The following is a 23657-nucleotide window of genomic DNA, read 5'->3' on the forward strand; positions in this document are numbered from 1 at the left end:
TCTGGTAACTCATCGTAATTAGAAACATCAATAACACCTTCTTGACCGACTAATTCTATAATTTCATTTCCGAAACTGTCAAACTGCAAAGTTAAGTCTGCTCCAATACCATAAGTTACATGGTGTACGCTTTCAACTTTTCTCCCTAAATATGCTTTATTTCCTTCTTCATCATAAATCACTGGCACGACATTGACTGTTCGCATCGTAAACCGTCCGTCTCCATCTACAAAAATCGGTGAAAATTCGATTTTACTGACACCGGAATAGTTCTCTTTAATATAAGTGGCAATCTGTTCTTCATAAAGTCTGAAACCATGTTTATAAAGCTGCTTCACTTTTTCTATTGCCATATAGCGATTATACCCCCAAATTCCTGTGATAGTGATGAGAACAGCAGCCAGCAGTCCCCAGAAAATCTTTGCCGGTCTGCTTAACTTTTTCCTTTTAGCCATAGCCTGCTCCTTATTCTCTGCAGATGATTCGTTTTAATTTTTATCAGTATAGCACAGTGATACTGAAAAAACAAGTGCCATTTGTCAGCATTTTTATGTCCCCGCCACAACGATAGCCGTTTGGCTGTAGTCTGTCTTGCCATCAACAACCGGGGCTACAGCAATGGCTTCTGTCGTGCCGTCTTGAGTGTTGACAATTTCATACCAATTTCCATCTTTTGCCTTATATCGTCCATAATCCGATTCAGGGATTTGAGACCACTTATCAACCATACCTTGTAAACCTTGTATATCTTGGTCTTTTAATGCCATTCTTGCCAATCTCCTTTCCTAATTTCTAAATTATAAAAAATATTAGCCTTGGGACTTCCATTTTCATTTTTAGAAACGCCTTTTATTTTTTTATCTTTGATATGAATAGCCAAAATTGAGTCCGTAGTATTATGGGAATTCAATTTAGCTTCTTCAGGTAAATGCTCATAATTAGCTACATCAATCCAGTCTCCATTCGCTGAATACCTTAATGTAATAATTTCATTTCCAAATTGATCTAACTCAAGGGCGTATAAATCTCCTCCAACACCATAGGCTGGATAGCCGCCTTCACTTGTACTTCCCGCAAGCAGTGCTTTATTCCCGTACTCATCGTATAGGATTGGTACTACTTCAGCCGTTAGCATCGTAAAGCGTCCGTCCCCATCTCTATAAATCGGTGAAAACTCGATTTTACTGACACCGGAATAGTTCTCTTTGATGTAAGTGGCAATTTGTTCTTCCAGCAGCCGAAAGCCGTGCTGGTAAAGCTGGTCAACCTTTTTCTTTTGCATATAGCGATTATACCCCCAAATTCCTGTGATAGCAATGAGAACAGCAGCCAGCAGTCCCCAGAAAATCTTTGCCGGTCTGCTTAACCCTTTCTTTTTAGCCATAGCCTGCTCCTTATCTTTTGAGACAACACTATTCATTCGTTTTAATTGTTGTTAGTATAGCATAGGATAAATAAAAAGGCAAACAGTTTAACTGATAAAAAATTGGCGTATGACGTATTCTATGAGGCCACTTATGGCCATGATTTTATGGTATAATAAATCAAGAAAACTTCTGAAAGGGCATGAGATGAAAAAAATACTCGGTATTATTTTTGTTCTGTTAATTTTTTGGGGAGGGACTGCAAAGGCCGATGATTTCGAAGCTGCGGCTGAGCATGCCTTGGCTGTCGAAGTTTCGACAGGAAAAATCCTTTATGAAAAGGATGCAGCTACGCCTGATGGCATCGCCTCAATAACTAAGATTTTAACCGTTTATTTAGTTTATAAAGAAATTGATCAGGGACAGCTCAGCTGGGACAGCAAAGTAGCTATTTCCGATTATGCCTATAATTTAACGGCTAATTCCGATGTCAGCAATGTTCCAATGGAAGACAGAGAGTACACAGTTGATCAGTTGGTTAATGCTACTCTTATCGCCAGTGCTAATAGTGCGGCTATAGCTTTGGCTGAGCATATTGCCGGTTCAGAGACAGCTTTTGTTGATATGATGCAGGCTCAGCTCCAAGACTGGGGAATCAGTGACGCCAGTTTGGTTAATGCCTCCGGACTCAATAATACCTACCTTGGAGAGAATATTTACCCCCAATCAGAGCCAGATGCCGAAAACCAAATGAGTGCTTTGGATGTAGCTATTATTGCCCGTCATCTAATCACGGAATATCCCGATGTCCTCAAAATCACCCAACAAACAAGTGCAGCATTTGCAGGGACAACCATAAACACTTACAACTACATGCTGGCGGATATGCCTTATGCGCGCGAAGGGGTCGACGGTCTGAAAACAGGGACAACTGAATTGGCTGGAGCCTGTTTTGTGGCAACATCTAGCGAAAACGGGATGCGCGTTATTTCTGTTGTTATGAATGCTGAAGGCGGTGAAGAAAACGACTATGCGCGTTTCGAAGTGACAAACTCTATTTTGGATTATGTACAAAACCAATTTGAATTGGTCACTCTTCTCTCTGCGGGAGACAGTTATAATAACAGTTCAGGCTCCGTACTTGATGGCAAGAAAAAAACAGTAGAAGCTGTTGCCAAGTCAGATTTAAAGGTTGTCCAAAAGAAGTCTGATAACCAGTCTGATAAAATTATTGCTAATACCCAAACCGTTACAGCCCCAGTCAGCAAAGGCCAGACTGTCGGAACTGCTGTTTATGCCGATAATGATTTAATAGGCAGCGGTTATCTTGAGGCCGTCCCCCGTGTTGAACTGGTTGCCCAGAGTGAAGTTGAGCGCAGTTTCTTCTTAAAAGTCTGGTGGAATCACTTTGTAAACTATGTTAATGACTATCTATAGCAGCCATCACAAAAAAAGAGCGGGAGAATTCGTAGGTTAAAAAACACGAATTCTCCCGCTTTTTTCAAATTCTGACTGCTGCTAGATATATAGTTATGCGATTGCAATGACTAGAGGCCGAGAATTTTTGCTTTTCCACAAGGCAGGACAAAAGTTCTGCTTCATTTGTCCGTTCAAATCTGTAGAAGCTGCTATGAACATGTCATCAAATATTGTCAGTTGACGGTGCATCAAAAACAGAGTCTTTGACCTTATTCCAATCTGAATAAGTTCCACCAATATCCATACTCAGGCTGCCTTTATCACCATTATAATTCAAATCCATGTCAAATTCTTCCAGGTAAAATGTTTTTTTGTCAAATCGGATTTCGAAATCTTTTTCCACTTCCGTTTGCTCGACACCTGTCAAACTCAGATTTAGTTCATCACTGAAAAGAGAAATCAAGTCAATATTCTGACTGCGCAGACTCAGAACATAGGCATCATCTTCCTCTTCAATCGTCAAATCGTCTGACATTTTATAGACAATATCTAAGAATGAAAAATAGTCAGGATCCAAATCAATCGTTTCCCATTCGCCATTTCGCCACTGACCGTTCTTATCCGTCCGCTGATAATAGGTAAAGCGGTTATTATCGCTTTGAATGGCAATAACTTCATCATATGAAGTCTGACTGCCAGACGTTTCTTCAATTTGTGAACTTACCTTGGTTAATTCACCATTATCATACTGCGCCTGTGCCAGAAAATCCTGATGGGTGTTCCCGGAGCTCGATTTGATATCCAGCTGCATATCAACTGCCACCGAAGTCACCTTATTACTTGCTCTCTTGGCTTTTTTCAATAGCTGCTCGACTGTCAGCTCCTGCTGGGAACTGGATTCTTTAGTTTGTTTTGTCTGTCTATTGCTTGTCCCGCAGGCTGTTAAGCAAATCAGCGCAAGCAAACAGATAAAACCATAGTAAAGTTTTCTTTTCATAAATTGACCTCCTAACAGGCCTTATTATATCATTTTTTTGAAAGCTTTTTCATAATTCCTTAAAACTGTTAAAAAACTGTAATAATCAAAACAAGGTCAGGAAATCCCCATAATGAGTATTTCCTGACCCTCTTTGCTATTTTAAACAGTCAGAGTCAGCCGACAGACCCTTCCATCTCATAGCTGATTAAACGGTTCAGCTCCACGGCATATTCCATAGGCAGTTCTTTGGTAAAGGGCTCAACAAAGCCCATAACAATCATTTCGGTCGCTTCACTTTCAGTCAGTCCGCGGCTCATCAGATAGTAAAGCTGCTCTTCAGAAATTTTAGAGACCTTAGCTTCATGCTCAAGAGCAACCTGCGAATTATGGATTTCATTAAACGGAATCGTATCAGATGCTGAAATATCATCCATAATAATAGTATCGCATTCAATATGGCTGACAGATTTTTTCGAGTTTCGGCCAAAAGTAACCTGCCCGCGGTAATCTACTTTCCCGCCGCCTTTTGCGATAGATTTGGACACAATTGATGAGGAGGTATGCGGAGCATTATGAATCATCTTAGCTCCGGTATCCTGATGCTGTCCGCTGTTGGCAAAAGCGATGGAAAGCATGGTTCCGCGCGCGCCTTCCCCGTCTAAAATAACCGCCGGATACTTCATTGTGGTTTTAGCGCCCAAGTTGCCGTCAATCCATTCCACAGTAGCATCTCTAGCTGCCTTTGCCCGTTTTGTTACCAGATTATAGACATTATCCGACCAGTTTTGAATGGTTGTATAGCGCATATAGCTGCCTTCAAGGGCAAAAATTTCAACAACAGCTGCATGAAGACTGTTGGTGGAGTATGTCGGAGCTGTACAGCCTTCTACATAATGGACACTGGCTCCCTCATCAACAATAATCAAGGTGCGCTCAAACTGGCCTGTATTTTGATTATTGATTCGAAAATAGGTCTGCAAAGGAATCTCCAGCTCAACACCTTTGGGAACATAAATAAAGGTTCCTCCCGACCAAACGGCTGAATTCAGCGCAGCTAATTTATTATCTGTAGGAGGCACTAACTTTGCGAAATACTGTTTAAAAAGATCGGGATACTCTTTTAGGGCAGAATCGGTATCTGTAAATACAATCCCAAGTTTATCATATTCATCTTTCATATTGTGGTAGACCACTTCTGATTCATATTGAGCCGAAGCTCCCGCAAGATAAGCACGTTCTGCTTGAGGGATACCGATCCGCTCAAAGGTTTCTTTGATTTTATCAGGCACCTCTTCCCATGTTCTGGCCGGTTTATTAGAAGGTTTTTGATAATAAATCAAATCACCAAAATCGATAGCCGACAAATCCGGCCCCCAGTCCTGCATCGGCATCTTATTGAAAATTTCTAAGGCCTTGAGGCGAAAATCCAGCATCCATTCCGGCTCTTCTTTTGCAGCAGACAGCTCACGGATAACCTGCTCATTTAGTCCTTTCCCGGTTGAATAGATCGGATCAACATCATCATGAAAACCAAATTTATATTCTCCCAAATCAATTGGCTTAGGCTCAACTTTTTCGTTTATTTCTGCCATTATATCCCTTCCACATTTTATATTTTACGTTTGATTGACAGGATAATCATTTTTACCCATTTGTTTCGTTTGCTTCTATCGCTTTTTTAACAGCATTCCAAGCCAGAGTAGCACATTTGATACGCTGAGGAAATTTAGAGACCCCAGCCAAAAATTCAGCATCGCCCAGTCTTTTCTGAGCACTGTCTTTTTCTCCCTGCATCATTTTTGAAAAAATAGCAGCCAGCTCCAAGGCTTCTGAGCTGGTTTTTCCTATCACAGCATCAGTCATCATACTGGCTGACGCTGTTGAAATGGTACAGCCGTCTCCGGCAAATGCAATATCAGAAATACGATCCCCATCAAATTGAACCGACAGTGAAATCACATCACCGCAGGTCGGGTTATTAAGCTGAATATGCTTTGCATCCTCTAAAACACCGCGATGATGAGGATCTTTAGAGTGATCAGTCACCACGGCCATATAAAGACTGTCTAATCTAGAAAGTGCCATGAAAGAACTCCTTTGTTTTAAGAATAGCAGCAATCAGCCTGTCACAGTCTGCTTTTGTATTATATAAATAAAGGCTGGCACGTACAGCTGAATGAATCCCTAAATACTGGAGAAGAGGCTGCGCACAGTGGTGCCCGGCACGAACTGCAACCCCCTCGTAATCCAACGCTGTCGCAACATCATGCGGATGCAGCCCAGAAAGATTAAATGACAGAACCCCTGTATGTCTTGCAGCATCCTGAGGTCCGTACAGCTCCAGCCCTTCAATAGCCTGCAGCTGCGGCAGTAAATAAGCCACTAAATTTTCCTCATAGGCCTGCACCTTGTCCATACCCAGCCCCTCTAAATAATCTACAGCAGCAGCAAGAGCAATAGCACCGGCAATATTTGGTGTTCCTGCTTCAAATTTCCAAGGCAATTCCTTCCAACTGGCCGTCTGTTCATAAACAAAATCAATCATCTCACCGCCAAATTCCATGGGCGGCATTTCTTTCAGAACAGCCTCTTTCCCATACAGAACACCTATGCCTGTCGGACCAAGCATTTTATGTCCGGAAAAAGCAAAAAAGTCACAGTCCAATTCCTGAACATCAATAGGGATATGCGGAGCAGACTGGGCACCGTCAACAGCCAAATAGGCTCCATGCCGGTGAGCCAAACGCGCAATATCTTTAATAGGATTGATACAGCCCAAAACATTTGAAGCGTGAGTAATACTGATAAATTTCGTTCTGGCATTAATCAGCCGACTCAGCTGGTCTAAATCAAGTTCATTATCCTTTAAATAGACATACCTAAGAGCCGCTCCGCTTTTGCGGCAGGCTTCCTGCCAAGGAATAAGGTTAGAATGGTGTTCCATGATAGAGATAAGAACCTCATCCCCGGGCTGCAAAATTTCCTCTGCGAACCGAGCCACCCAGTTTAAACCAGTTGTTGTCCCTCGGGTAAAAAGAATTTCTTTGACAGATGAGGCATTGATAAAGGCCCGCAGTTTTTCCCGGCTGGCCTCATAGCGGGCTGTCGCCCTTTCTGCCAAGGTATGAACTCCGCGGTGAACATTAGCATTATCGCGCTGGTAATATTGCTCTAAAGCCGTTAAAACTGACTGCGGTTTTTGGGTTGTCGCCGCATTGTCAAGATAAACCAAGGGTTCATCATTAACTGTCTGATTCAAAATAGCAAAATCTTCTCGAATAGTCTCAGCATCAAACATCAAACCCCTCCTTATCCAAACAGGGACCTCAACCTATCATATTTAAAGCGGACAGTCTTTTCTGCTGTCCTTGAGCTGTTTTTATCCTTAGCGTTTATCCAATTTAGTATCTAGAACAGCGATCATTTCATCACGGACTTCCTTGACAGGAATTTCTGTAATAACTGTTCCCAAAAAGCCGCGAATAACCAGACGCTCAGCTGTTTCTTGGTCGAGCCCGCGGCTCATTAAATAATACATGTCTTCCGGGTCAACTTGGCCGATGGAGGCAGCATGGCCGGCTGTTACCTCATTTTCATCAATTAAAAGAATGGGGTTGGCATCCGAACGCGCTTGGTCAGACAGCATCAAAACACGGCTTTCCTGCTGTGCATCAGCGCCCTTTGCCCCTTTTATAATATGGCCGATTCCATTGAAGGTCAAGGTCCCGCGCTCCAGAATAACCCCGTGCTGCAAAATATGGCCGACAGAATTTCGGCCGTAATTGGTCACACGGGTATCGATACCTTGAACCTGCCGGCCGCTTGAAGCAGCAACAACCTTAAGGTGGGCCTGACTGCCCTCTCCGATGAGGTCTGAGTCGAAATCAGCGACAACATTCCCCTCATTCATGACACCAAGTGCCCAATCAATAACAGCATCGCTGTCATGGCGGCCTCGGCGGCTGATATAGGTTGTCACATGCTCACTCAGGCGGTCAATAGCTGAAAACTTCACCTGACTGCCGGCTAGTGCAATAACTTCAACGCTGATATTAGCTGATATTTCTTCTTTACCGTCTCCAATTGATTCAAAACGTTCAAGATAATTCAGTTTGCTGTTGCGGCCGGCAATAATCAGAATATGTTTATTAAAAGCCACCGGACTGTTACTGTCCTGATAAAAAACACCTTCAACAGCCTGCTCTATTTCAACATTGTCCGGTACATATAAAAGAGCCGCACTATTAAAATAAGCCGTGTGATAAGCAGCCAGCTTATCTTCATCATATTTCAAAGCTGTTCCGAAATACTTTTCAATCACTTGCGGAATCTCAGCAAGAGCTGAATGAAAATCAGTAAAAACAACTCCTTGTTCAAGCAGATCAGCCGGCAGCTGTTCCAAGACAGTCTGTGTGCCAACCTGAACCAGTTTAGGATTCTCACCAAGTGCTGTGAAATCCGGAACTGCTCCCGAATATTCGCTTTCAGCAATTGTACCGTCTCCTAAATTCCAACGGTGAAATTTAACCCGTTCAATCTTTGGCAGTTCCAGTTGATCAATCTTTGCTAAGGCGGCTAAGCGGCGTTCCTGCAGCCAGACTGGCTCGGCCTTAGCTTGTGAGAAGTTTAAAATGGATTCTTTTGTCACTTTTCCCTCCTTATGCTGGCAGCAGAAAAGTCAATGACTTTACGCTTCTTCTTCATACTTAAGTCCCAGCTCTTCAGCAATGTTGGCATAGCCTTCTTTTTCCAGACGAACAGCCAGTTGGGCATCGCCGGAGAGCACAACTCGGCCATCCATCATCACATGAACAACATCCGGCGTAATATAATTTAGGAGCCGCTGATAGTGCGTGATAATCATAGCCCCAAAATCATCTCCGCGCATGGCATTGACCCCCTTGGAAACGACCTTCAGCGCATCGATATCTAAACCTGAATCGATTTCATCCAAAAGAGCAAATTTCGGTTCCAGCATGAGAAGCTGCAAAATCTCATTGCGTTTTTTCTCCCCTCCTGAAAAACCTTCATTGAGATAGCGCTCCGCCATTTCCTCTTTCATCCCTAAAAGCTCCATTTTTTCATCAAGTTTAGCAATGAAATCGCGGACACTGATTTTTTCCTCGTCTGATTTACCTGCATTCATGCCGGCACGGATAAATTCAGCATTAGTAATCCCAGGAATTTCTGATGGATACTGCATAGCTAAAAAAATACCTCTGCGGGCACGTTCGTCCACTTCCAATTCTAAAAGATTTTCGCCATCAAGAAGAATCTCACCTTCAGTGACTTCATAGCTGGGATTGCCCATGATTGCAGCAGAAAGCGTTGATTTCCCGGTCCCGTTAGGCCCCATAATCGCAGCAATTTCTCCTGTTTTAAGCGTCAGGTTAACCCCTTTTAAAATTTTTTTATCCTCAATAGAAACATGAAGATTTTTTATCTCAAGCACAGACATGAGTCGACTCCTTTTTATTATTTAATGTCAAAGAGAGCTTCTAAACACCCGATCAAAGCAGGTTTAATCGTTTTGCAGCTCACTTTCAGCACAGTTCAGAATCATTATAGCAAAATTTTAAAGAACCTGCTATCAGTAAGGCTTATCCTTCTTTCCTGAGGTCCTACAAAGTCTTAAAGCACCCTTTAGACTAAAGCCCGGCAGGCTAAACAGTCCAAGAGTGCTTTATCCATATATCAGTGCTGCATGAAATCTTCTCTATTTCCTTCTTTTTACTTTCTGCCATTTTTCCCGCCAAGCTTTGACAGAGGCCTGCCGATAATCACTATTGCCAATGAAGGCCAAAATATTAAACAAGGGTGTCCGTCCCGGACCCCAAATTTCCAAGCCTTCAATAAAGATTTCCAAAGCAAAGGCCGCACCGATTAAAAGCAATATCCCGCCCCAGCGGCTGGATACATTTAAAAGCAAGGAAATCAAGGAAAAGAGCAGGGCGATGCCATAAACAACCAAAACTGCCCCTCGGTGGGTAAAACCCATAGCCAGCAGGCGATGATGCAGATGCATTTTATCAGCCTCGGAAATCGGACGGCCGGATAGTTTGCGGCGGATAATGGCAACAGCAGTATCCATGATTGGTACTCCTAAAATAATAACTGGTGTTACCACAGCAACAGCTGTAGAATTTTTCAAGCCCTGAAGTGACAAAACACCAATCATAAAACCAATAAAGAGAGCCCCTGTATCCCCTAAGTAGATAATAGCCGGGTGGTAATTATAGGGAAAGAAGCCGGCGATAGCCATAATAAGCACTAAAATCGTCAGTGTTAAGAAAAAATCTGTCTCAGGCAGAAAAAAATAGGAAACAATGGACATAGTCAGCAGGCTGATAATAGCAACCCCGCTGACCAAACCATCTAAACCGTCAATAAGATTTATAGCATTCGTTATAGAAACAATCCACAAAACAGTCAGTATAAACGTCAAAACAGGGCCAAATGCTAACAGAGGGCCGCCAAAGGGGATTTTAAAGCTATTGAATCTAAAATCGGTAAAAGCCCAAATCATAATGGCTGCCAGCACTATGCCTGTCATTTTCGTTTTAGGATTTAATTCATAAATATCATCAAAAAGACCGGTAACAATAATTAAAGAAGCCCCGGCAACTACGGGCAGAATATAATCAAAATAAGAAACACCCCAGATTTCGGTTTTGATGACCAAAGGCATTAACAGCAGGCTTGCTATCAGGAAAGAAAGAAAGATAGCAAGACCGCCGCTGCTTGGCATTGGAACTTTATTAATACGTCTGGCATTAGGATTATCGACAGCTCCGACCCTAAAAGCCAGAAAGCGGACAAACGGGGTCGCAATCAAGGATATCAAAAAAGCAGCAATTAAAACCAAAACAAATTCAATCGTAAATGGAAACATACTATACCAACTCAATCATTTGCAGCTGCTGAACCGCATCAGCCATTAACAGTTCCACTCCATGCTCCTGCAGATAAGCCCGTGTTTTAGTCCCCTGCCAGGCATGCTCCAGCAGGCGGGCGTGCACCAAATTAGCGTAATAGACCGGTTTATTGACCAGATTGAGCAGAACAGCTAAGTGATAGGTCTCCCCTTCTTTATAAAATTCAGATGCTTCAATATCATAGTCAACCGTTTTTGAAAAGGCAACAGCAGCTTCCAAATTCGGAAAATCGAGCACATAGTGAATATAGTCTCCCGGCTCCTGTTCTCCGGCATCCCTCTCAGCCGCTTTAGTTTCGTTTAGAGCTGAGTCCGCAGTCTGCTCCATCATCTCTTCAATCTTTTCCAACTTTTCATGGGCTTCAGTGTCCCCTTTTTCCCGCATTGACTTCTCTAAAGTTTTGAAAAAATCTTCCGGAGTCATCTGCGATACATCCCCGAATTCTGCCAGATCTTCGAAATTAATATCTTTGTTTAAATCCGATTTAGTAACAAAAACATCAATCTGATCTTTTCGTGGAGTCACACGAAAGCTCAGCATACCTGTATCTTTAAAATTGTCCGGTAAATCCAGTTCATCCATAATCGTATAGAAAAACTCTTCTGTCTTTTCCTGAGGAATCAAAAAATCTTTTAATTCCATTCCGTGTTCTTCTAAATCATCCATACTGATGGTGATTTTTAAGGTTGTCTCACTTATCTGTTTCATTTCCATACTTATCTTTGCCTCTATGTCAAGTAGTCCTTTTATTATACAGGAAATCTATCCTTTTTTCAATTTTAAGATAAAAAACATTACAAGTCTGTCAGAAAAGAAACAGCCCTCAAAGCTTAAAAGCTTACACATATCATAGATCCTGCAGCACAGTGAGTAAGGGCGAGATACACCAGTTCCTCTGTAAAATATGAAACTGGTTTCACAAGAAAAAGTGCTTCCCTAGACAGTATCATTGACTTGACTTTTTATTTAAAACAATCTTATTTATTGACAGAAGCCATTCTAAAATAAGTATAGGGGCGGCCTTTTATAGAAACGCTCAGCTGGTAAATATTTTCAGGCGAAGAGCAGCCGGAAAAACCGCCATCGCCAATGGCATGAATATCTGCACCCGTTTCTTTCATTTTTAATGCAATTAGTCTGACAGTATCTGAATCAGATCCTTCAACAGAACTATTTAAAAAGACCATCGCTAAGGTTCCCGATTTATAAGTATGTATAAACTGTACCAATTCTTGAATATGCTCAACACTTATACCCTGGCGTGAACCCGGAGCAGGCAAATCAATGCAATCTGCACCGGCATCAATCAGTTTTTTAATAATTTCTTTGTCATCACGTCCTTGAAAATTCGCAAGACTGTCTCCTAAAACCGGTTCAGTGGTACCATCCTCCCATTTACCTGCAAAAACAAATAGCTGATTACCATATTTTTCTTTAATCCACCTTGTACAGTCAACAACATCCTTAATAGACGTTCCAGAGCCGGGGTTGCCTCCTAATACGATAAAATCAACACCCATTTGAACACATTTTTCAACATGATTAGGCGTGCATAACATACCTTCAACACGATATAGCTTATTCTTGTCAGCTGTCGAAAAGCCTTTTTTAGGACACCCCATATATATCCCAATCGGTCTTTTGCAGCGTTGTTTAAGCTCCTGGTAGCTTAAACCTTGCAAACCCAAATTATGACTTTCAACATCTAAGTCCATCGTGTTAAGCATAACCATATCTGCACCAAATGCAAACATGACTTCTGAATTAGTCACCCCTCTTACCAAACCTTTACTATCAAACAAAAGGTGTTGCCCCATAATAACACGTCCCTCAGATTTTCGAATGGATTCCTTTAAGTCCATCGGGGAGAATTTTTTAAAATCTGACCCTGTTGCGCTAATTAATCTTGTAACACTGTTCATTCCACTGCTCCTTTAGTCATTCTGGTTATCATATCCCAAAAAATATGTCAACACTGCTGAACCAACAAAGGCAAAAACCATAGCAAAGCAGAATCCGATAAAACCTTCACCAATAAATAATGGGAAAGAAAGTATTCCTACAGGGCCTCCAGCCAAGGCTGCAGCATTAACATAGCCAGCAATCCCACCTGAGATAGCACTGACTGCCACTGCAATATAGAATGGTCTTTTATATTTTAAGTTAACGCCGTAAATTGATGGTTCTGTAATAGAGAAAAAACCGGTAATAGCAGCTGACAAAGCTGTTTCCCTTATCTTTTTATTCCGAGTTCTCAAAGCTACACCTAAGGCTGAACCGGCTTGTGACCAGTTACTCGGACCTGTTACTGCATTAATGGTATTTCTGCCATACATAGCTAGATTAATTTGTCCAAGCGGAACAATACCCCAGTGCAGCCCAAATACAACAAGAATCTGCCATGCTCCGCCTAAGACGACACCACATAAAGCAGGGTTCAAATTATAAATCCAAGTATAGGCAGTTCCTAATAAATCTTGAAGATAACTTGCAATCGGACCAATAATTAAAAACATCAAGGGAATAGTTATAACCAAAGTAATCAGTGGTGTCAGAATATTCTTAACTGTCGCATGGATATATTTCGTACATAAAGCTTCCAATTTTGCCATAAAGTAGATTGTTATAATAATCGGGATGACCGATGAGCCGTAGCCTTGTGTTGGAAACTGCATTTTTATCCCAAACAGTGTAAGTCCTATGTCACTCTGCACACTGGTTTGAATAGTGCTGCTGACCATCGCTAAGGAAACTGCTGCGGCAACATAAGGATTGGCTCTAAATTTTTGAGCAGCAGCAAACCCAAGATAAATTGGTAAAAATGAATATACAGCTATATAAATTTCATTCAGGACAATATAACTGCCGCTCTCTTCTGATAAACCAAAGTAAGTGGTAGCGATCATTAGAAGTGCTCTAACCATACCACCACCGATAAGAACAGGCAAAATCGGAGTAAAAATCCCAGTAACCAGCTCAATGAGCTTATCGGTTATTTTTGTTTTCACCTTTAAGTCCTCTTTTTCTACAATATCTATTTTCTCACCTAACATTCCTGTAACTTTCTGGACAGCGTCAAAAACTTGAGCTACCTCATTTCCGATAATAACTTGAAACTGTCCGCCGCTCTCAATAACGTCAATAACACCATCTAAATCTGAAATAATCGTTTTCGAAGCTTTTGCACTGTCTTTTAAATTAAAGCGCAGCCTTGTTGCACAGTGAGTAAGGGCGGCAATGTTAGTCCTGCCTCCGATGCCTGAAATGATTGATTCAGCCAGCTCAGTGTATTTGTCCATGATTAGCCCTCCTCATTGGTCTTTTCTTCAATTGTCTTAATCATTTCAACACGTTTGGCATGTCGGCCACCTTCGAATTCTGCGGCCAGCCATTCTTTAACAATCATTTTGGCCAATTCTGGACCAACAACCCGGGACCCAAATGCTAAAATATTTGTATTGTTATGTTCCCGTGACAGTTTGGCAGAGTAGGGTTCACTGCAGACTACCGCGCGAATCCCTTTTACTTTATTAGCTGAAATGGAGATTCCGACTCCCGTTCCGCAAATGAGAATTCCTAAATCAAAATCACCCGCTGCAACCGCCTGAGCGACTTTTTGTCCGTAAAGAGGATAATCAGTGCGTTCAGCAGAATCAGGGCCGAAATCAGCAACATCATACCCGAGTTCTGCTAAATACTCGATAATAACTTTTTTTAATTCAAAACCGACATGATCACTTCCAATAACTAACTTCATTTTGATAACCTCCTCAGCTCTTTTTCAATTTCCCGATAAGATTTGCCCTGGCCAAAGAGAGCAGACGTCCCAAGAACGAAACCTGTCACTCCCTTACTGCTTAGCGCTCTTATCCTTTCAGGAGAAACAGCCCCGTCAACCATCACTTTATAGTGATAGTTATCAGCCAATCTCAGCAAATGATCGATTTTTTCATCCACAAAGTCTAAATACTTTTGTCCGGCAAAACCAGGGTTGACTGTCATGACCATAATGTAATCAACTAAGGGCAGCAGCACCTTTATCGTCTCAACCGAAGTCCCGGGGTTGACAGCAATCCCTGCCTTTTTCCCTTTCCTGCAAATCTCCTCCAAGGTTCTTGTGATTTGCTGATCGGCCTCAACATGCACATAAATAATATCCGCCCCCAAGTCTGCAAATTTGTCAACGTACTTTCCTGGATTTTGAATCATTAAATGGATATCAACTAATCTGTTTGTTGTTTTTCTAATGAGCTCAAAATCCTGAAGTCCCATACCAAAATTTGGGACAAAGTCTCCATCCATAAAATCCATATGAAAAATGTCAAAGCCCGCTTCCTCCAATTCGCGTGTTTCCTGCTCCAGATTGGCAAAATCGGCACACATCATTGAGGGGCAAAGCAGCATCGTCATAAAGACCTCCTTTCCATGAGTAAACGTTTACTCATCCTGCAAAAAGAAATAATCCAAGCTTTAGGTAAACGTTTACTCAAGCTTGAAAAAAATAAAATTTAAGGCTATAATAAGATTTAACCGAAGGGTAATCGATTACCTTTCTGACTACTATGCTAACACTTCCAAAGAAGGCTGTCAAGGCCTTTTTAAGAAAAGTATTACACGAGGTATTATGGCTAAGTACTCTATTAAAGATATTGCTGAACTGAGCGGCGTTTCTGTCGCAACGGTTTCACGTGTGATTAATAACAACGGCCGTTTTTCTGACGAAACGCGTCAAAAAGTTTTAAAGGTCATTGAAGAAACCGGTTACCGTATGAACTACAGTGCTAAAAGTTTGCGAATGAACCGTTCTTATACTATCGGCATCATTATCCCTGATATTACCAACTATTTCTTTTCAAAAATAACTGAGTTAATTGAGCAGGAACTGTTTGCCTTAGGCTATTCTACCATTATCTGCAATACTGCCCGAAGCGCCGAAAAAGAAGCCTCTTATTTAAAAATGCTGGACAGCAAGGGTGTGGACGGCCTCATTATTATTTCCGGTTCTGAAAAATTTTCCTTTCATTCATCATCAGGCAAACACATTCCTTATGTCTGCATTGACCGCCAGCCAGATAAACTGTCAGAAACTATTTTTATCGCCTCCGATCACTTTGACGGTGCTTATCAAGCGACTGACTATCTGCTGGCACATGGCTGCCAGCACCCTTTGCTGCTGACCCATCAAAGAAAATCCTCTTCCAAAACCAACCGCCTGAAAGGATTTAAAGAGGCCCTGGCAGAGCACCATATAACCTTTCGAGCCGATCAGCATCAGCTGTTTTTTGATCCTCACAGGAGCGATTCGCAAGAGGCCGTTCTTCGTTTTTTGGATGCACATCCGGATATTGACGGCATTTTTGCCCTCAATGATTTTTTGGCCTTAGAATTTCTCTCACTTCTGTCCAAGCACAAACGCTCTCTTAAAAACATTCAGATAATTGGTTTTGACGACATTCCATCTGCTGCATATGCATCCCCCAGTCTCTCTTCGATTCGGCAGAATATTGAACAATTGGCCCATCTCAGCGTTGAAAAACTTCTTTACCTTTTCGACCACTCCAATACCTTGGGCAAAGCCTATACTCTGCCAGTTGAGTTGGTTCTCCGTGACTCTGTTGAACTGAACACGCCCTAAGAGCTGTGCAGTGAAATCATCCAGTGGATGATTTCAGCCCAAACCCAGAAAAGGGAGAGTGAGGGGGCTGGAAATCTGTATCGTTACCTAGTTACAGCCGTAGACGTCTGAAGGCTTTGTCGTCTTAATAGCCGACCGTACCCTTCTAGTCGTCTTGGCAGGGGTGCGCCTTCGAAATCAAAGATTTCTGGCTTACCGCCATTTTTGCTTTGCTCTTTTAACGGGCTTTGTATCTTGATAAAAAAAGCCCGGAACAAAAGTTCCGGATTTTTTGGTTATCACTTATTTTATACAGCTAAAGTCAGCAGCCAATAGACCAGCAGGATGAAGCCCAGAACAATCCGGTATTGGCCAAAGACAGTGAAATCATGTTTCTTGACATAATCAGTCAGGAAACGAATAGCGTACAGACTGACAATAAAGGCTGTTACACTGGCTGCCAGCAGGATAATCAGCTGGCTGAAGGCTAATGTATTGCCGTCTATAAAGAATTTAACAGCTTTCAGACCGCTGTAGCCAAACATCGTGGGAATAGCTAAAAAGAAGGTGAAATCAGCTGCAACAGAGCGGCTGGTCCCCAGCAAAATTGCCCCTAAAATCGTTGCTCCGGAACGGCTGGTCCCAGGAACAATACTAAGAACTTGAAAACAGCCGATATAAAAGGCTGTCCGGTAGGACATACGCGCCAGACTGGTCACCTCAGGCTCTACATTTTGGTGACGTTTCTCAATCCATATAAAAGCGACACCGTAGAGAATAAGCATGAAGGCTACAACAACGAAATTATAGAAGTGAGCTTCCATCCAATCATCCAGCAGCAAGCCAAAAATAGCCGAAGGAATGCAGGCCAAAACAACTTTAGCCCAGAGCTGCCAAGTAATTTGGACTTGGCGCGCTGTTTTACCAGGCTGGAAAGGATTGAGCCGCTGAAAATAGATGACGATTACCGCCAAAATAGCTCCCAGCTGAATAACAATATTGAACATGTCTACAAAGTCTTTGCTTTGGTTGAACTTAACAAATTCCTGTACTAAAATCAGATGCCCTGTGCTTGAAATCGGCAGCCACTCGGTAATCCCTTCAATAATGCCGTAAAAGATGGCCTTCAATAACTCAATAATAAACATAATACTCCTTTATAACTTTTTGATGGCAAAAAGACGACTCACGAATAATCGTTTCTTCTGCTGCTTTTGTCCCAAGAAGGCGACCTAAAAAGCACCGCCTCCTCCGCCGCCTCCTCCGCCGGAAAAGCCGCCGCTAAAGCTTCCGGAACTGCCGGAAGAAACTGAAAAGTTGGATGAGCTGACAGCATTGGATGACGTTTGAACAAAATGGGCTGTTGAGAGACCTAGCAAATAGTGAAAATCGGTAGACGGTACTTGTGAAAGTGCACCGAGCGAGTGAATTTGGTGAATCTTTAGATAATGTTCTACTTTTTTAGCATAACCAAAAAGGGTCGCATAAACTAAAAGACGATTCCATACAACAACACTTTCTATATCTGCCCGATCAAAAGACTCAATATTAGCAATCATATTTCTAAAGCTACGCCAGTAGTAAACTCTTTCTCCGCCTTTCTCTGTCAGAACTCCCAGTCTGTAATACTTTCTTGAGCTGCTGTAAAAATAAAGATACAAGCAGACTGCAATAAGCAGCAAAACAGCATAAATGGCAGAAAAAAGATTTAAGTTAAATATCAAATAAACCGCTATCCCCAACGAAAGCACAGCTATCAGCATGACAGAGCCTAACATTCTGTCGAGCTGCTTTTCTTCTCCCCTCTCTAAAGATCGATAAGGAGAAATAAGCTGATCTTCTTTGATATGCTCTAAAACACTGTCTGAGATTTCTCTGCTTTTAGTGTTAATCGCGCTTAATACCTCCCTAGAAGCTTTGCGGACTGCCTTTTCCAGTTTTTCTCCTTTATACTTCTTTTTCAGCTTCTTAAGGGTAGCTTTATGGTCATACTGATAGGCTGAAAATAGTTCATCCAAGGCCAATTTAGTCTCATTGCCAAAGGCCATATCAAGAAAAACAACTTCTTCATCGCTTAATGTGTTTAAGTCACTGACTGTTAAGTATAATGTCCCATTTTCTTTTGTCAGCAGTATATTTTTTCTATCAATCAAATCCAGCAAAACAGCCTGAACCAGATTTTCAAAACGGATATCTGATTTTTTCTTAATCCGTGTGGGGCTCAGCCGGTAAAAGCTGCTTCCAAAGATATTTTGCGTCAGAACCAGCGGCGATAAATCTTCAGGCACTTCGTACAGCCTGGCTTTGCGGTCGGAACGCTGGTAGCGGTTCAACTTCTTTCTCAGGCCTCTAAAGTTCCACAAAACATAGCCTAAATAAAGAAGGAAAACACTTGGCAGCAAATAAGCAAAAAAGACGTTTAAAAAGCGATTCATCCGAGAAATACTTTTTTCTTGAGCGATAATCTGTTCCTTGCCGGCTTCATTTTTTTCTATCGCTGTGCTGATGACCTCCTTATCCCAATAGGCGTGCAGCTCAAGCTTAGAAGTAACACTGCCGGCAGACACAGTATAGCTACCGTCCTTTACATTAACCTCAGGTACCGGTTTAAAGTAACCCTGGTGCGCCCACAGCTGACTGTCAGCAGTCTTTTTTGCTGTTCTGACCCTGAACTGGACATTTTGAAGCGTCACATCCCAGTCGCTGATCGGGACCCAATTGAGCTCAGCGACATCTTGGTATTTGTATAAGATATTATAGAGCTGCCAATGGATTACCAGCCTAACTTCACTGCCGCTAAAACCGGAATTATAAATTTTCACCTCATAGCCATCACCTAAGTTGCTGACTGATATATTGTCAATATCAGTATAAACTCCGTCATTATAGACTTCTACATTGGGACTGTCCCCAACGGAAAAACCTTCCGGCATGTTGCCAGCCTCACCTAAAGTAACAACTTGACCGTTGTAATAGGAATCAAAGTGGTAAATAATAGTTTGAGTAAAATCAGCACTGTTGTCCTCATTAATCACCAAGTCGCCGGTATAGCTTGTAATACTGTAATCCACATCTGCGGCTGCAGCAGCCTGTGCAAAGCCAAAACTAAGCAGCAGGAGCAGAAACATTAGCCAAAACTTTTTCATCATCTCCCCCTTTCTTATCCTATTATTTTATCATAAAAATGTATCATTATACTATTTATAGGTAAAGAACATTGAAATGCAGGTCTATTTTTTGTAAAATGGTAGTTGTATAAATAAAAATAGGAGCCCTCGATGAAGAAGATATTTTTAAGCCTGTTTGCTGTCCTTCTCATATCCTTTGGAGGTCTGACGAGGATCAAGGCAGATGACTATTTGCGTGTCGGTATGGAAGCTGCTTATGCGCCTTTTAACTGGACACAGGACAATGACAGCGGAGGTGCTGTTCCAATTGAAGGAACCAACCAATATGCCAATGGTTACGATGTGCAGATTGCTAAAAAAATCGCCCAATCTTTAAACAAAGAACTGCTCGTCGTTAAAACTTCCTGGACAGGCCTTATCCCGGCGCTGACATCCGGAAAAATTGACATGATTGCTGCAGGTATGAGCCCGACAGAAGAGCGAAAAAAAGAGATTACCTTCTCAGACAGCTATTATACCAGTGAACCGGTTATTGTGGTTGCGGCTGACGGGGAGTATGCTGAAGCTAAAAGCTTGGATGATTTCGCAAATGCTAAAATCACTGCCCAGCAGGGGAATTATCTGGTTAACTTAATCAGTCAGATTCCAAATGTTTCCGAGCAAACCGCTATGGGAGACTTCTCCCAAATGCGGCAGGCTCTTTCAGCTGACGTAATAGACGGCTATATCTCAGAACGTCCGGAAGCCCGTACCGCAGAAGCTGCCAGCAGTAAATACAAAATGATTGCTTTCCCTGAAGGACAGGGGTTTGAAACTTCCGAATCTGATACTGCTATCGCTGTTGGTCTCCGTAAGGACGACAGTCAAACACTGGCGCAGGTCAATGATATTTTGGCGGGGATATCTGAAGAAGAACGGCTGGATCTGATGGATCAGATGATCGAGCAGCAGCCTGCTGAAACAGCAGAAGAAGGCGAAACACCTTCTTTCTTCCAGCAAGTCTGGACCATTGTTCAAAATAACTGGCAGCAGTTCTTGCGCGGAGCGGGAATTACTCTGTTAATTTCAATTATCGGGACTGTCGCCGGCCTCATTATCGGCCTTTTAATCGGTGTTTACCGTACAGCTCCGCTGGCTGGCAATCGTTTTCTGGCCTTCCTGCAGCAAGCCTTTGGCTGGCTGCTGACCGTCTATATTGAAATTTTCCGCGGAACCCCGATGATTGTTCAGGCTATGGTCATCTATTACGGAACAGCCCAGGCCTTTGGTCTTTCTATCGACCGTACATTGGCAGCCATTTTTATCGTTTCAATCAATACAGGTGCCTACATGAGTGAAATTGTCCGGGGCGGTATTTTCGCCGTTGACCAAGGACAGTTCGAGGCAGCTACTGCTCTTGGCTTTTCTCACGGACAGACCATGCGAAAAATCGTCCTGCCTCAAGTTATCCGCAACATTCTGCCGGCAACCGGCAATGAGTTTGTCATCAATATTAAAGACACTTCAGTATTAAATGTTATCTCTGTCGTTGAGCTGTATTTCTCCGGAAATACTGTGGCAACTCAGACTTACCAATACTTCCAAACCTTTACCATTATCGCAGCTATCTACTTTGTCCTGACCTTTACTGTGACACGTATCCTGCGCTATGTTGAGAACCGTTTGGACCAAGACAATTACACCACTATCGAAGGAGAAAGCCACTAATGACGGATACGATTTTAGAAATCAAACATTTGAAGAAATCCTTCGGGAAAAACGAGGTGCTCAAAGACATCTCCTTGGCGGTCAACAAAGGGGAAGTTATCTCCATTATCGGTTCTTCAGGTTCTGGAAAATCAACGCTCCTGCGTTCTATCAACCTTTTGGAGGAGCCGACAGCCGGAGAAATTCTTTTTCACAATCAAAATGTCTTAGAAAAAGGCTATAACCTAAACCTCTTTCGGGAAAAACTGGGAATGGTTTTTCAGTCCTTTAATCTTTTTGAAAATCTGAATGTCCTTGAAAATGCCATTGTCGCTCAGACCACTGTCTTAAAACGCGACCGCAGCATGGCCGAAAAAATTGCTAAGAAAAATTTAAATCAAGTGGGAATGACTGAGCAATACTGGAAAGCCAAACCTAAGCAGCTCTCAGGAGGTCAAAAGCAGAGAGTAGCTATCGCCCGTGCTCTTTCAGTTGATCCGGAAGCAATGCTCTTTGATGAACCCACATCAGCACTGGATCCGGAAATGGTCGGTGAAGTCCTAAAAACCATGCAGGATCTTGCTAAATCAGGCCTGACAATGATTATTGTGACTCATGAAATGGAATTTGCTAAGGATGTCTCTGACCGGGTTATTTTCATGGACCAAGGTGTCATTGCCGAAGAGGGAACACCTCAGCAGCTTTTTGAGAATCCTAAGGAAGAACGGACCAAAGCCTTTCTCAAACGCTTTTTAAAATAAAAATAAGCTCTCGTCTATTAAAAAACCAGAAAGCAACAGGCTTTCTGGTTTTTTACTGCAATCTCAGCAGACTTATAAATCTTTTAATTCAGAACGCTGCAATTCTGACAGCTTTTTCTTACGCAGGTAGCGCTTAAGCCAGTCTTCCAGTTCACAGCCGGCTAAAGCTAGGAACATCATCAGGAGAGGCAAATAAACTAAATGCAGCCCTAAAAACAGTGATAAAGGCAAAGCAAGCAGACAGCTTCCTAATAAAGGCAGCCACTTATTTATCTCTGTATAACGAATAATGAACCATTCTGCAAAAAATAAAACAGCAGCCAGCAGTACAATCAACATTCTCATGGATCTACCTCCTTTCATTACGGTAGGCAGCAATCAATTTTTTGGCTGCCTCAAAGCTTATCTCGTCTTCCAAAGCCAAATCCTTGATTAGGCTGATATAACCCTCCTTCTTAGATTTGACAGAAACTCTCTGAATCAATCGGTCAAGGCGCAGGCGAATAGTCGGATAAGAAACCCCGTACTCCTTTGCCATTTTTTTCAGAGAACCTGAAGTGAGAATAAAGCGATGCATAAACTCATAATCTTCCGGATCCAACTCAAACAGCCAAGATGGGATATTTTCGTCTCTCATACCGTCACCTTCTCTCTCATTCCAGTATAACCCTAAATATTATGAAAATCAACTTTAAAATTGTTAAAAATAAAAGTTCTTTTTTAAAATTATCGTTAATCATCAGCAGACATACTTTTTTGGTCATATTAGCTCAAGTTCAAAAAGCATCCACTACCTGATTTCTTTCTAAAAAGCTGGCAGCAGCTGCTGTTTTGTTGAAAGACTGGTACTACTGGGCAGCAGCCAGAGTCCAGACAAACACTTTCTGACCAAAATCGGGATATCTTTCTAAAATCCGTTTTTACATAAATCACCCTTATAACCAGCCATAAAAAATTTAGATTATGCAAAAAACCATTGAGATGTTAAGATAATGGCAATCAATTTTTATTGGTGATCCCTAAAAGATAAGCAAAAGGGATGGTTCATCTGCACTGATTTCAGTACTAGTCAGCCGTAGACGTCTGAAGGACGATTTTAAAATAGGCCTTAATGTTTGTTATAGTCTGATGTGCAAGACGCAGTAGCCTAGTGGCACTTTATTCGCTTTTTCAAAGCTTTAAATTGCCTACTAGGCTTTGCGGGGGTGCGCCGACGAAATCATAGATTTCTGGCTTACCGTCTTTTTGCTTTGCTCTTTTAAGGCCCTTTGTATCTTGATGAACTGAACACGCCCTAAGAGCTGTGCAAAAAAGATAAAATTTCCTAGAGTCTTAGCGACTCTTCGTCAATTTTCCTATTTTTGCTTTGCTCTTTTAACGGGCTTTGTATCTTATTTTAAAGTCTAGTGGTAAAAAGTCAAGATAAAGTTGTCAAAACTTTAGTTAACTTTCAGTAAACTAGGGTGCACTAAAAACACCTAGCGAAAAATGACATTTTTCACTAGCTTGACCAAGGACATGTGCAGATACTAGCTATCTTGCATAGGCCTCCTTGGTGGCGTATAGAGTTGGCGGTTGCGTAGTAGCGCATCCACCAGACGCACAAATTTTCTAGCGGTTAAGACGATGGCTCGTTTGTGTTGGTGTTTAGGAACTTCTTGATACTTCTTCTTGTAAAAGGCTTTGTATTCGTCATCATAGCGCCTCACCGAGTTGGCGGCTTCAACTAAGTAATAACGGAGATAGCGATTGCCTCGTTTGACAAGGTCAG

General features: G+C 42.1%; 23 protein-coding genes and 1 pseudogene. 4 read left to right on the plus strand and 20 right to left on the minus strand.

Annotated elements, in window-relative coordinates; translation table 11 throughout:
- From AB3329_RS10235 to AB3329_RS10245, 3 genes are all read right to left on the minus strand, one after another.
- A partial coding sequence (locus AB3329_RS10235; RefSeq protein WP_368395984.1) for a hypothetical protein occupies positions 1-455 on the minus strand: 455 nt, incomplete at its 3' end.
- 93 nt (positions 456-548) lie between these two features.
- On the minus strand, positions 549-767 hold the full coding sequence (locus tag AB3329_RS10240) for a hypothetical protein (RefSeq protein WP_067061773.1): 219 nt from the start codon (positions 765-767) through the stop codon (positions 549-551).
- Positions 758-1384 (minus strand): hypothetical protein, encoded by a 627-nt coding sequence (locus AB3329_RS10245; protein WP_368395986.1) that lies wholly within the window; start codon positions 1382-1384, stop codon positions 758-760. The genes AB3329_RS10240 and AB3329_RS10245 overlap by 10 nt, the downstream gene beginning before the upstream one ends.
- Before the next feature lie 187 nt (positions 1385-1571).
- Between AB3329_RS10245 and pbp3 the strand changes: the two genes are divergently transcribed.
- Positions 1572-2801: a D-alanyl-D-alanine carboxypeptidase PBP3 gene (gene pbp3, locus AB3329_RS10250; RefSeq protein ID WP_368396018.1), complete on the plus strand. Its 1230-nt coding sequence runs from the start codon at positions 1572-1574 to the stop codon at positions 2799-2801.
- Between the two features lie 205 nt (positions 2802-3006).
- Here the strand turns inward: pbp3 and AB3329_RS10255 are convergent, their stop codons facing one another.
- From AB3329_RS10255 to rpe, 12 genes are all read right to left on the minus strand, one after another.
- The gene (locus AB3329_RS10255) at positions 3007-3780 is read right to left on the minus strand and encodes a DUF6612 family protein (protein WP_368395988.1); all 774 of its coding nucleotides are present in this window, start codon (positions 3778-3780) and stop codon (positions 3007-3009) included.
- Between the two features lie 155 nt (positions 3781-3935).
- Positions 3936-5354: a Fe-S cluster assembly protein SufB gene (gene sufB, locus AB3329_RS10260; RefSeq protein ID WP_368395990.1), complete on the minus strand. Its 1419-nt coding sequence runs from the start codon at positions 5352-5354 to the stop codon at positions 3936-3938.
- 52 nt (positions 5355-5406) lie between these two features.
- Positions 5407-5847, minus strand: a complete 441-nt coding sequence (sufU, locus tag AB3329_RS10265; protein WP_368395992.1) for a Fe-S cluster assembly sulfur transfer protein SufU — start codon at positions 5845-5847, stop codon at positions 5407-5409.
- The gene (locus AB3329_RS10270) at positions 5834-7060 is read right to left on the minus strand and encodes a cysteine desulfurase (RefSeq protein WP_368395994.1); all 1227 of its coding nucleotides are present in this window, start codon (positions 7058-7060) and stop codon (positions 5834-5836) included. The genes sufU and AB3329_RS10270 overlap by 14 nt, the downstream gene beginning before the upstream one ends.
- Before the next feature lie 87 nt (positions 7061-7147).
- On the minus strand, positions 7148-8410 hold the full coding sequence (sufD, locus tag AB3329_RS10275; RefSeq protein ID WP_368395996.1) for a Fe-S cluster assembly protein SufD: 1263 nt from the start codon (positions 8408-8410) through the stop codon (positions 7148-7150).
- A gap of 39 nt (positions 8411-8449) precedes the next feature.
- Positions 8450-9220, minus strand: coding sequence for a Fe-S cluster assembly ATPase SufC (gene sufC, locus AB3329_RS10280; RefSeq protein ID WP_368395998.1), 771 nt, complete (start codon positions 9218-9220; stop codon positions 8450-8452).
- Between the two features lie 258 nt (positions 9221-9478).
- Entirely contained in the window at positions 9479-10654 is a 1176-nt protein-coding gene (locus AB3329_RS10285; RefSeq protein WP_368396000.1) for a glycosyltransferase family 4 protein, read from the minus strand.
- Position 10655: 1 nt separating this feature from the next.
- Positions 10656-11411 carry an adaptor protein MecA gene (mecA, locus tag AB3329_RS10290; protein WP_368396001.1) on the minus strand — a complete coding sequence of 252 codons (756 nt, stop codon included), beginning with the start codon at positions 11409-11411 and terminating at the stop codon, positions 10656-10658.
- A 263-nt stretch (positions 11412-11674) separates the two neighbouring features.
- The gene (locus tag AB3329_RS10295) at positions 11675-12619 is read right to left on the minus strand and encodes a DUF7916 family protein (RefSeq protein WP_368396003.1); all 945 of its coding nucleotides are present in this window, start codon (positions 12617-12619) and stop codon (positions 11675-11677) included.
- Positions 12620-12631: 12 nt separating this feature from the next.
- Entirely contained in the window at positions 12632-13996 is a 1365-nt protein-coding gene (locus tag AB3329_RS10300; RefSeq protein WP_368396005.1) for a PTS transporter subunit EIIC, read from the minus strand.
- Between the two features lie 2 nt (positions 13997-13998).
- On the minus strand, positions 13999-14454 hold the full coding sequence (gene rpiB, locus AB3329_RS10305) for a ribose 5-phosphate isomerase B (RefSeq protein WP_368396006.1): 456 nt from the start codon (positions 14452-14454) through the stop codon (positions 13999-14001).
- Positions 14451-15107, minus strand: a complete 657-nt coding sequence (rpe, locus tag AB3329_RS10310; RefSeq protein ID WP_368396008.1) for a ribulose-phosphate 3-epimerase — start codon at positions 15105-15107, stop codon at positions 14451-14453. The genes rpiB and rpe overlap by 4 nt, the downstream gene beginning before the upstream one ends.
- A 214-nt stretch (positions 15108-15321) precedes the next feature.
- Between rpe and AB3329_RS10315 the strand changes: the two genes are divergently transcribed.
- Positions 15322-16332, plus strand: coding sequence for a LacI family DNA-binding transcriptional regulator (locus AB3329_RS10315; protein ID WP_368396009.1), 1011 nt, complete (start codon positions 15322-15324; stop codon positions 16330-16332).
- 287 nt (positions 16333-16619) lie between these two features.
- Here the strand turns inward: AB3329_RS10315 and AB3329_RS10320 are convergent, their stop codons facing one another.
- Positions 16620-17459 (minus strand): undecaprenyl-diphosphate phosphatase, encoded by an 840-nt coding sequence (locus AB3329_RS10320; protein ID WP_368396011.1) that lies wholly within the window; start codon positions 17457-17459, stop codon positions 16620-16622.
- 84 nt (positions 17460-17543) lie between these two features.
- Positions 17544-19460 carry a DUF2207 family protein gene (locus tag AB3329_RS10325; protein ID WP_368396012.1) on the minus strand — a complete coding sequence of 639 codons (1917 nt, stop codon included), beginning with the start codon at positions 19458-19460 and terminating at the stop codon, positions 17544-17546.
- A gap of 129 nt (positions 19461-19589) precedes the next feature.
- On the opposite strand from AB3329_RS10325, the gene AB3329_RS10330 reads away from it, so the two are divergent.
- Both AB3329_RS10330 and AB3329_RS10335 read left to right on the plus strand, forming a co-directional pair.
- Positions 19590-21146 (plus strand): ABC transporter substrate-binding protein/permease, encoded by a 1557-nt coding sequence (locus AB3329_RS10330; RefSeq protein WP_368396013.1) that lies wholly within the window; start codon positions 19590-19592, stop codon positions 21144-21146.
- Complete coding sequence (locus tag AB3329_RS10335) at positions 21146-21886, plus strand: amino acid ABC transporter ATP-binding protein (RefSeq protein ID WP_368396015.1); 741 nt, start codon at positions 21146-21148, stop codon at positions 21884-21886. Before AB3329_RS10330 ends, AB3329_RS10335 begins: the two co-directional genes overlap by 1 nt.
- Positions 21887-21958: 72 nt before the next feature.
- Here the strand turns inward: AB3329_RS10335 and AB3329_RS10340 are convergent, their stop codons facing one another.
- The 3 genes and pseudogenes from AB3329_RS10340 to AB3329_RS10350 all read right to left on the minus strand — a co-directional run.
- Positions 21959-22231, minus strand: coding sequence for a hypothetical protein (locus AB3329_RS10340; RefSeq protein WP_368396016.1), 273 nt, complete (start codon positions 22229-22231; stop codon positions 21959-21961).
- Between the two features lie 4 nt (positions 22232-22235).
- Entirely contained in the window at positions 22236-22523 is a 288-nt protein-coding gene (locus AB3329_RS10345; RefSeq protein WP_368396017.1) for a DUF2089 family protein, read from the minus strand.
- 892 nt (positions 22524-23415) lie between these two features.
- Positions 23416-23657 (minus strand): annotated as a pseudogene (locus AB3329_RS10350) (IS110 family transposase); the annotation flags it as partial.

Source organism: Streptococcus huangxiaojuni, from assembly GCF_040930515.1.
GTDB classification, from domain to species: domain Bacteria; phylum Bacillota; class Bacilli; order Lactobacillales; family Streptococcaceae; genus Streptococcus; species Streptococcus huangxiaojuni.

Bases quoted from the DNA above. Each gene is read 5' to 3' on its own strand.
- rpe (WP_368396008.1), bottom strand. From the start codon at position 15,107: ATGACGATGCTGCTTTGCCCCTCAATGATGTGTGCCGATTTTGCCAAT.
- AB3329_RS10295 (WP_368396003.1), bottom strand. From the start codon at position 12,619: ATGAACAGTGTTACAAGATTAATTAGCGCAACAGGGTCAGATTTTAAA.
- AB3329_RS10340 (WP_368396016.1), bottom strand. From the start codon at position 22,231: ATGAGAATGTTGATTGTACTGCTGGCTGCTGTTTTATTTTTTGCAGAA.
- AB3329_RS10315 (WP_368396009.1), top strand. From the start codon at position 15,322: ATGGCTAAGTACTCTATTAAAGATATTGCTGAACTGAGCGGCGTTTCT.
- AB3329_RS10245 (WP_368395986.1), bottom strand. From the start codon at position 1,384: ATGGCTAAAAAGAAAGGGTTAAGCAGACCGGCAAAGATTTTCTGGGGA.
- AB3329_RS10330 (WP_368396013.1), top strand. From the start codon at position 19,590: ATGAAGAAGATATTTTTAAGCCTGTTTGCTGTCCTTCTCATATCCTTT.
- AB3329_RS10320 (WP_368396011.1), bottom strand. From the start codon at position 17,459: ATGTTTATTATTGAGTTATTGAAGGCCATCTTTTACGGCATTATTGAA.
- rpiB (WP_368396006.1), bottom strand. From the start codon at position 14,454: ATGAAGTTAGTTATTGGAAGTGATCATGTCGGTTTTGAATTAAAAAAA.
- AB3329_RS10300 (WP_368396005.1), bottom strand. From the start codon at position 13,996: ATGGACAAATACACTGAGCTGGCTGAATCAATCATTTCAGGCATCGGA.
- sufB (WP_368395990.1), bottom strand. From the start codon at position 5,354: ATGGCAGAAATAAACGAAAAAGTTGAGCCTAAGCCAATTGATTTGGGA.
- AB3329_RS10285 (WP_368396000.1), bottom strand. From the start codon at position 10,654: ATGTTTCCATTTACGATTGAATTTGTTTTGGTTTTAATTGCTGCTTTT.
- mecA (WP_368396001.1), bottom strand. From the start codon at position 11,411: ATGGAAATGAAACAGATAAGTGAGACAACCTTAAAAATCACCATCAGT.
- AB3329_RS10345 (WP_368396017.1), bottom strand. From the start codon at position 22,523: ATGAGAGACGAAAATATCCCATCTTGGCTGTTTGAGTTGGATCCGGAA.
- AB3329_RS10335 (WP_368396015.1), top strand. From the start codon at position 21,146: ATGACGGATACGATTTTAGAAATCAAACATTTGAAGAAATCCTTCGGG.
- AB3329_RS10255 (WP_368395988.1), bottom strand. From the start codon at position 3,780: ATGAAAAGAAAACTTTACTATGGTTTTATCTGTTTGCTTGCGCTGATT.
- sufC (WP_368395998.1), bottom strand. From the start codon at position 9,220: ATGTCTGTGCTTGAGATAAAAAATCTTCATGTTTCTATTGAGGATAAA.
- sufU (WP_368395992.1), bottom strand. From the start codon at position 5,847: ATGGCACTTTCTAGATTAGACAGTCTTTATATGGCCGTGGTGACTGAT.
- AB3329_RS10325 (WP_368396012.1), bottom strand. From the start codon at position 19,460: ATGATGAAAAAGTTTTGGCTAATGTTTCTGCTCCTGCTGCTTAGTTTT.
- pbp3 (WP_368396018.1), top strand. From the start codon at position 1,572: ATGAAAAAAATACTCGGTATTATTTTTGTTCTGTTAATTTTTTGGGGA.
- AB3329_RS10270 (WP_368395994.1), bottom strand. From the start codon at position 7,060: ATGTTTGATGCTGAGACTATTCGAGAAGATTTTGCTATTTTGAATCAG.
- AB3329_RS10240 (WP_067061773.1), bottom strand. From the start codon at position 767: ATGGCATTAAAAGACCAAGATATACAAGGTTTACAAGGTATGGTTGAT.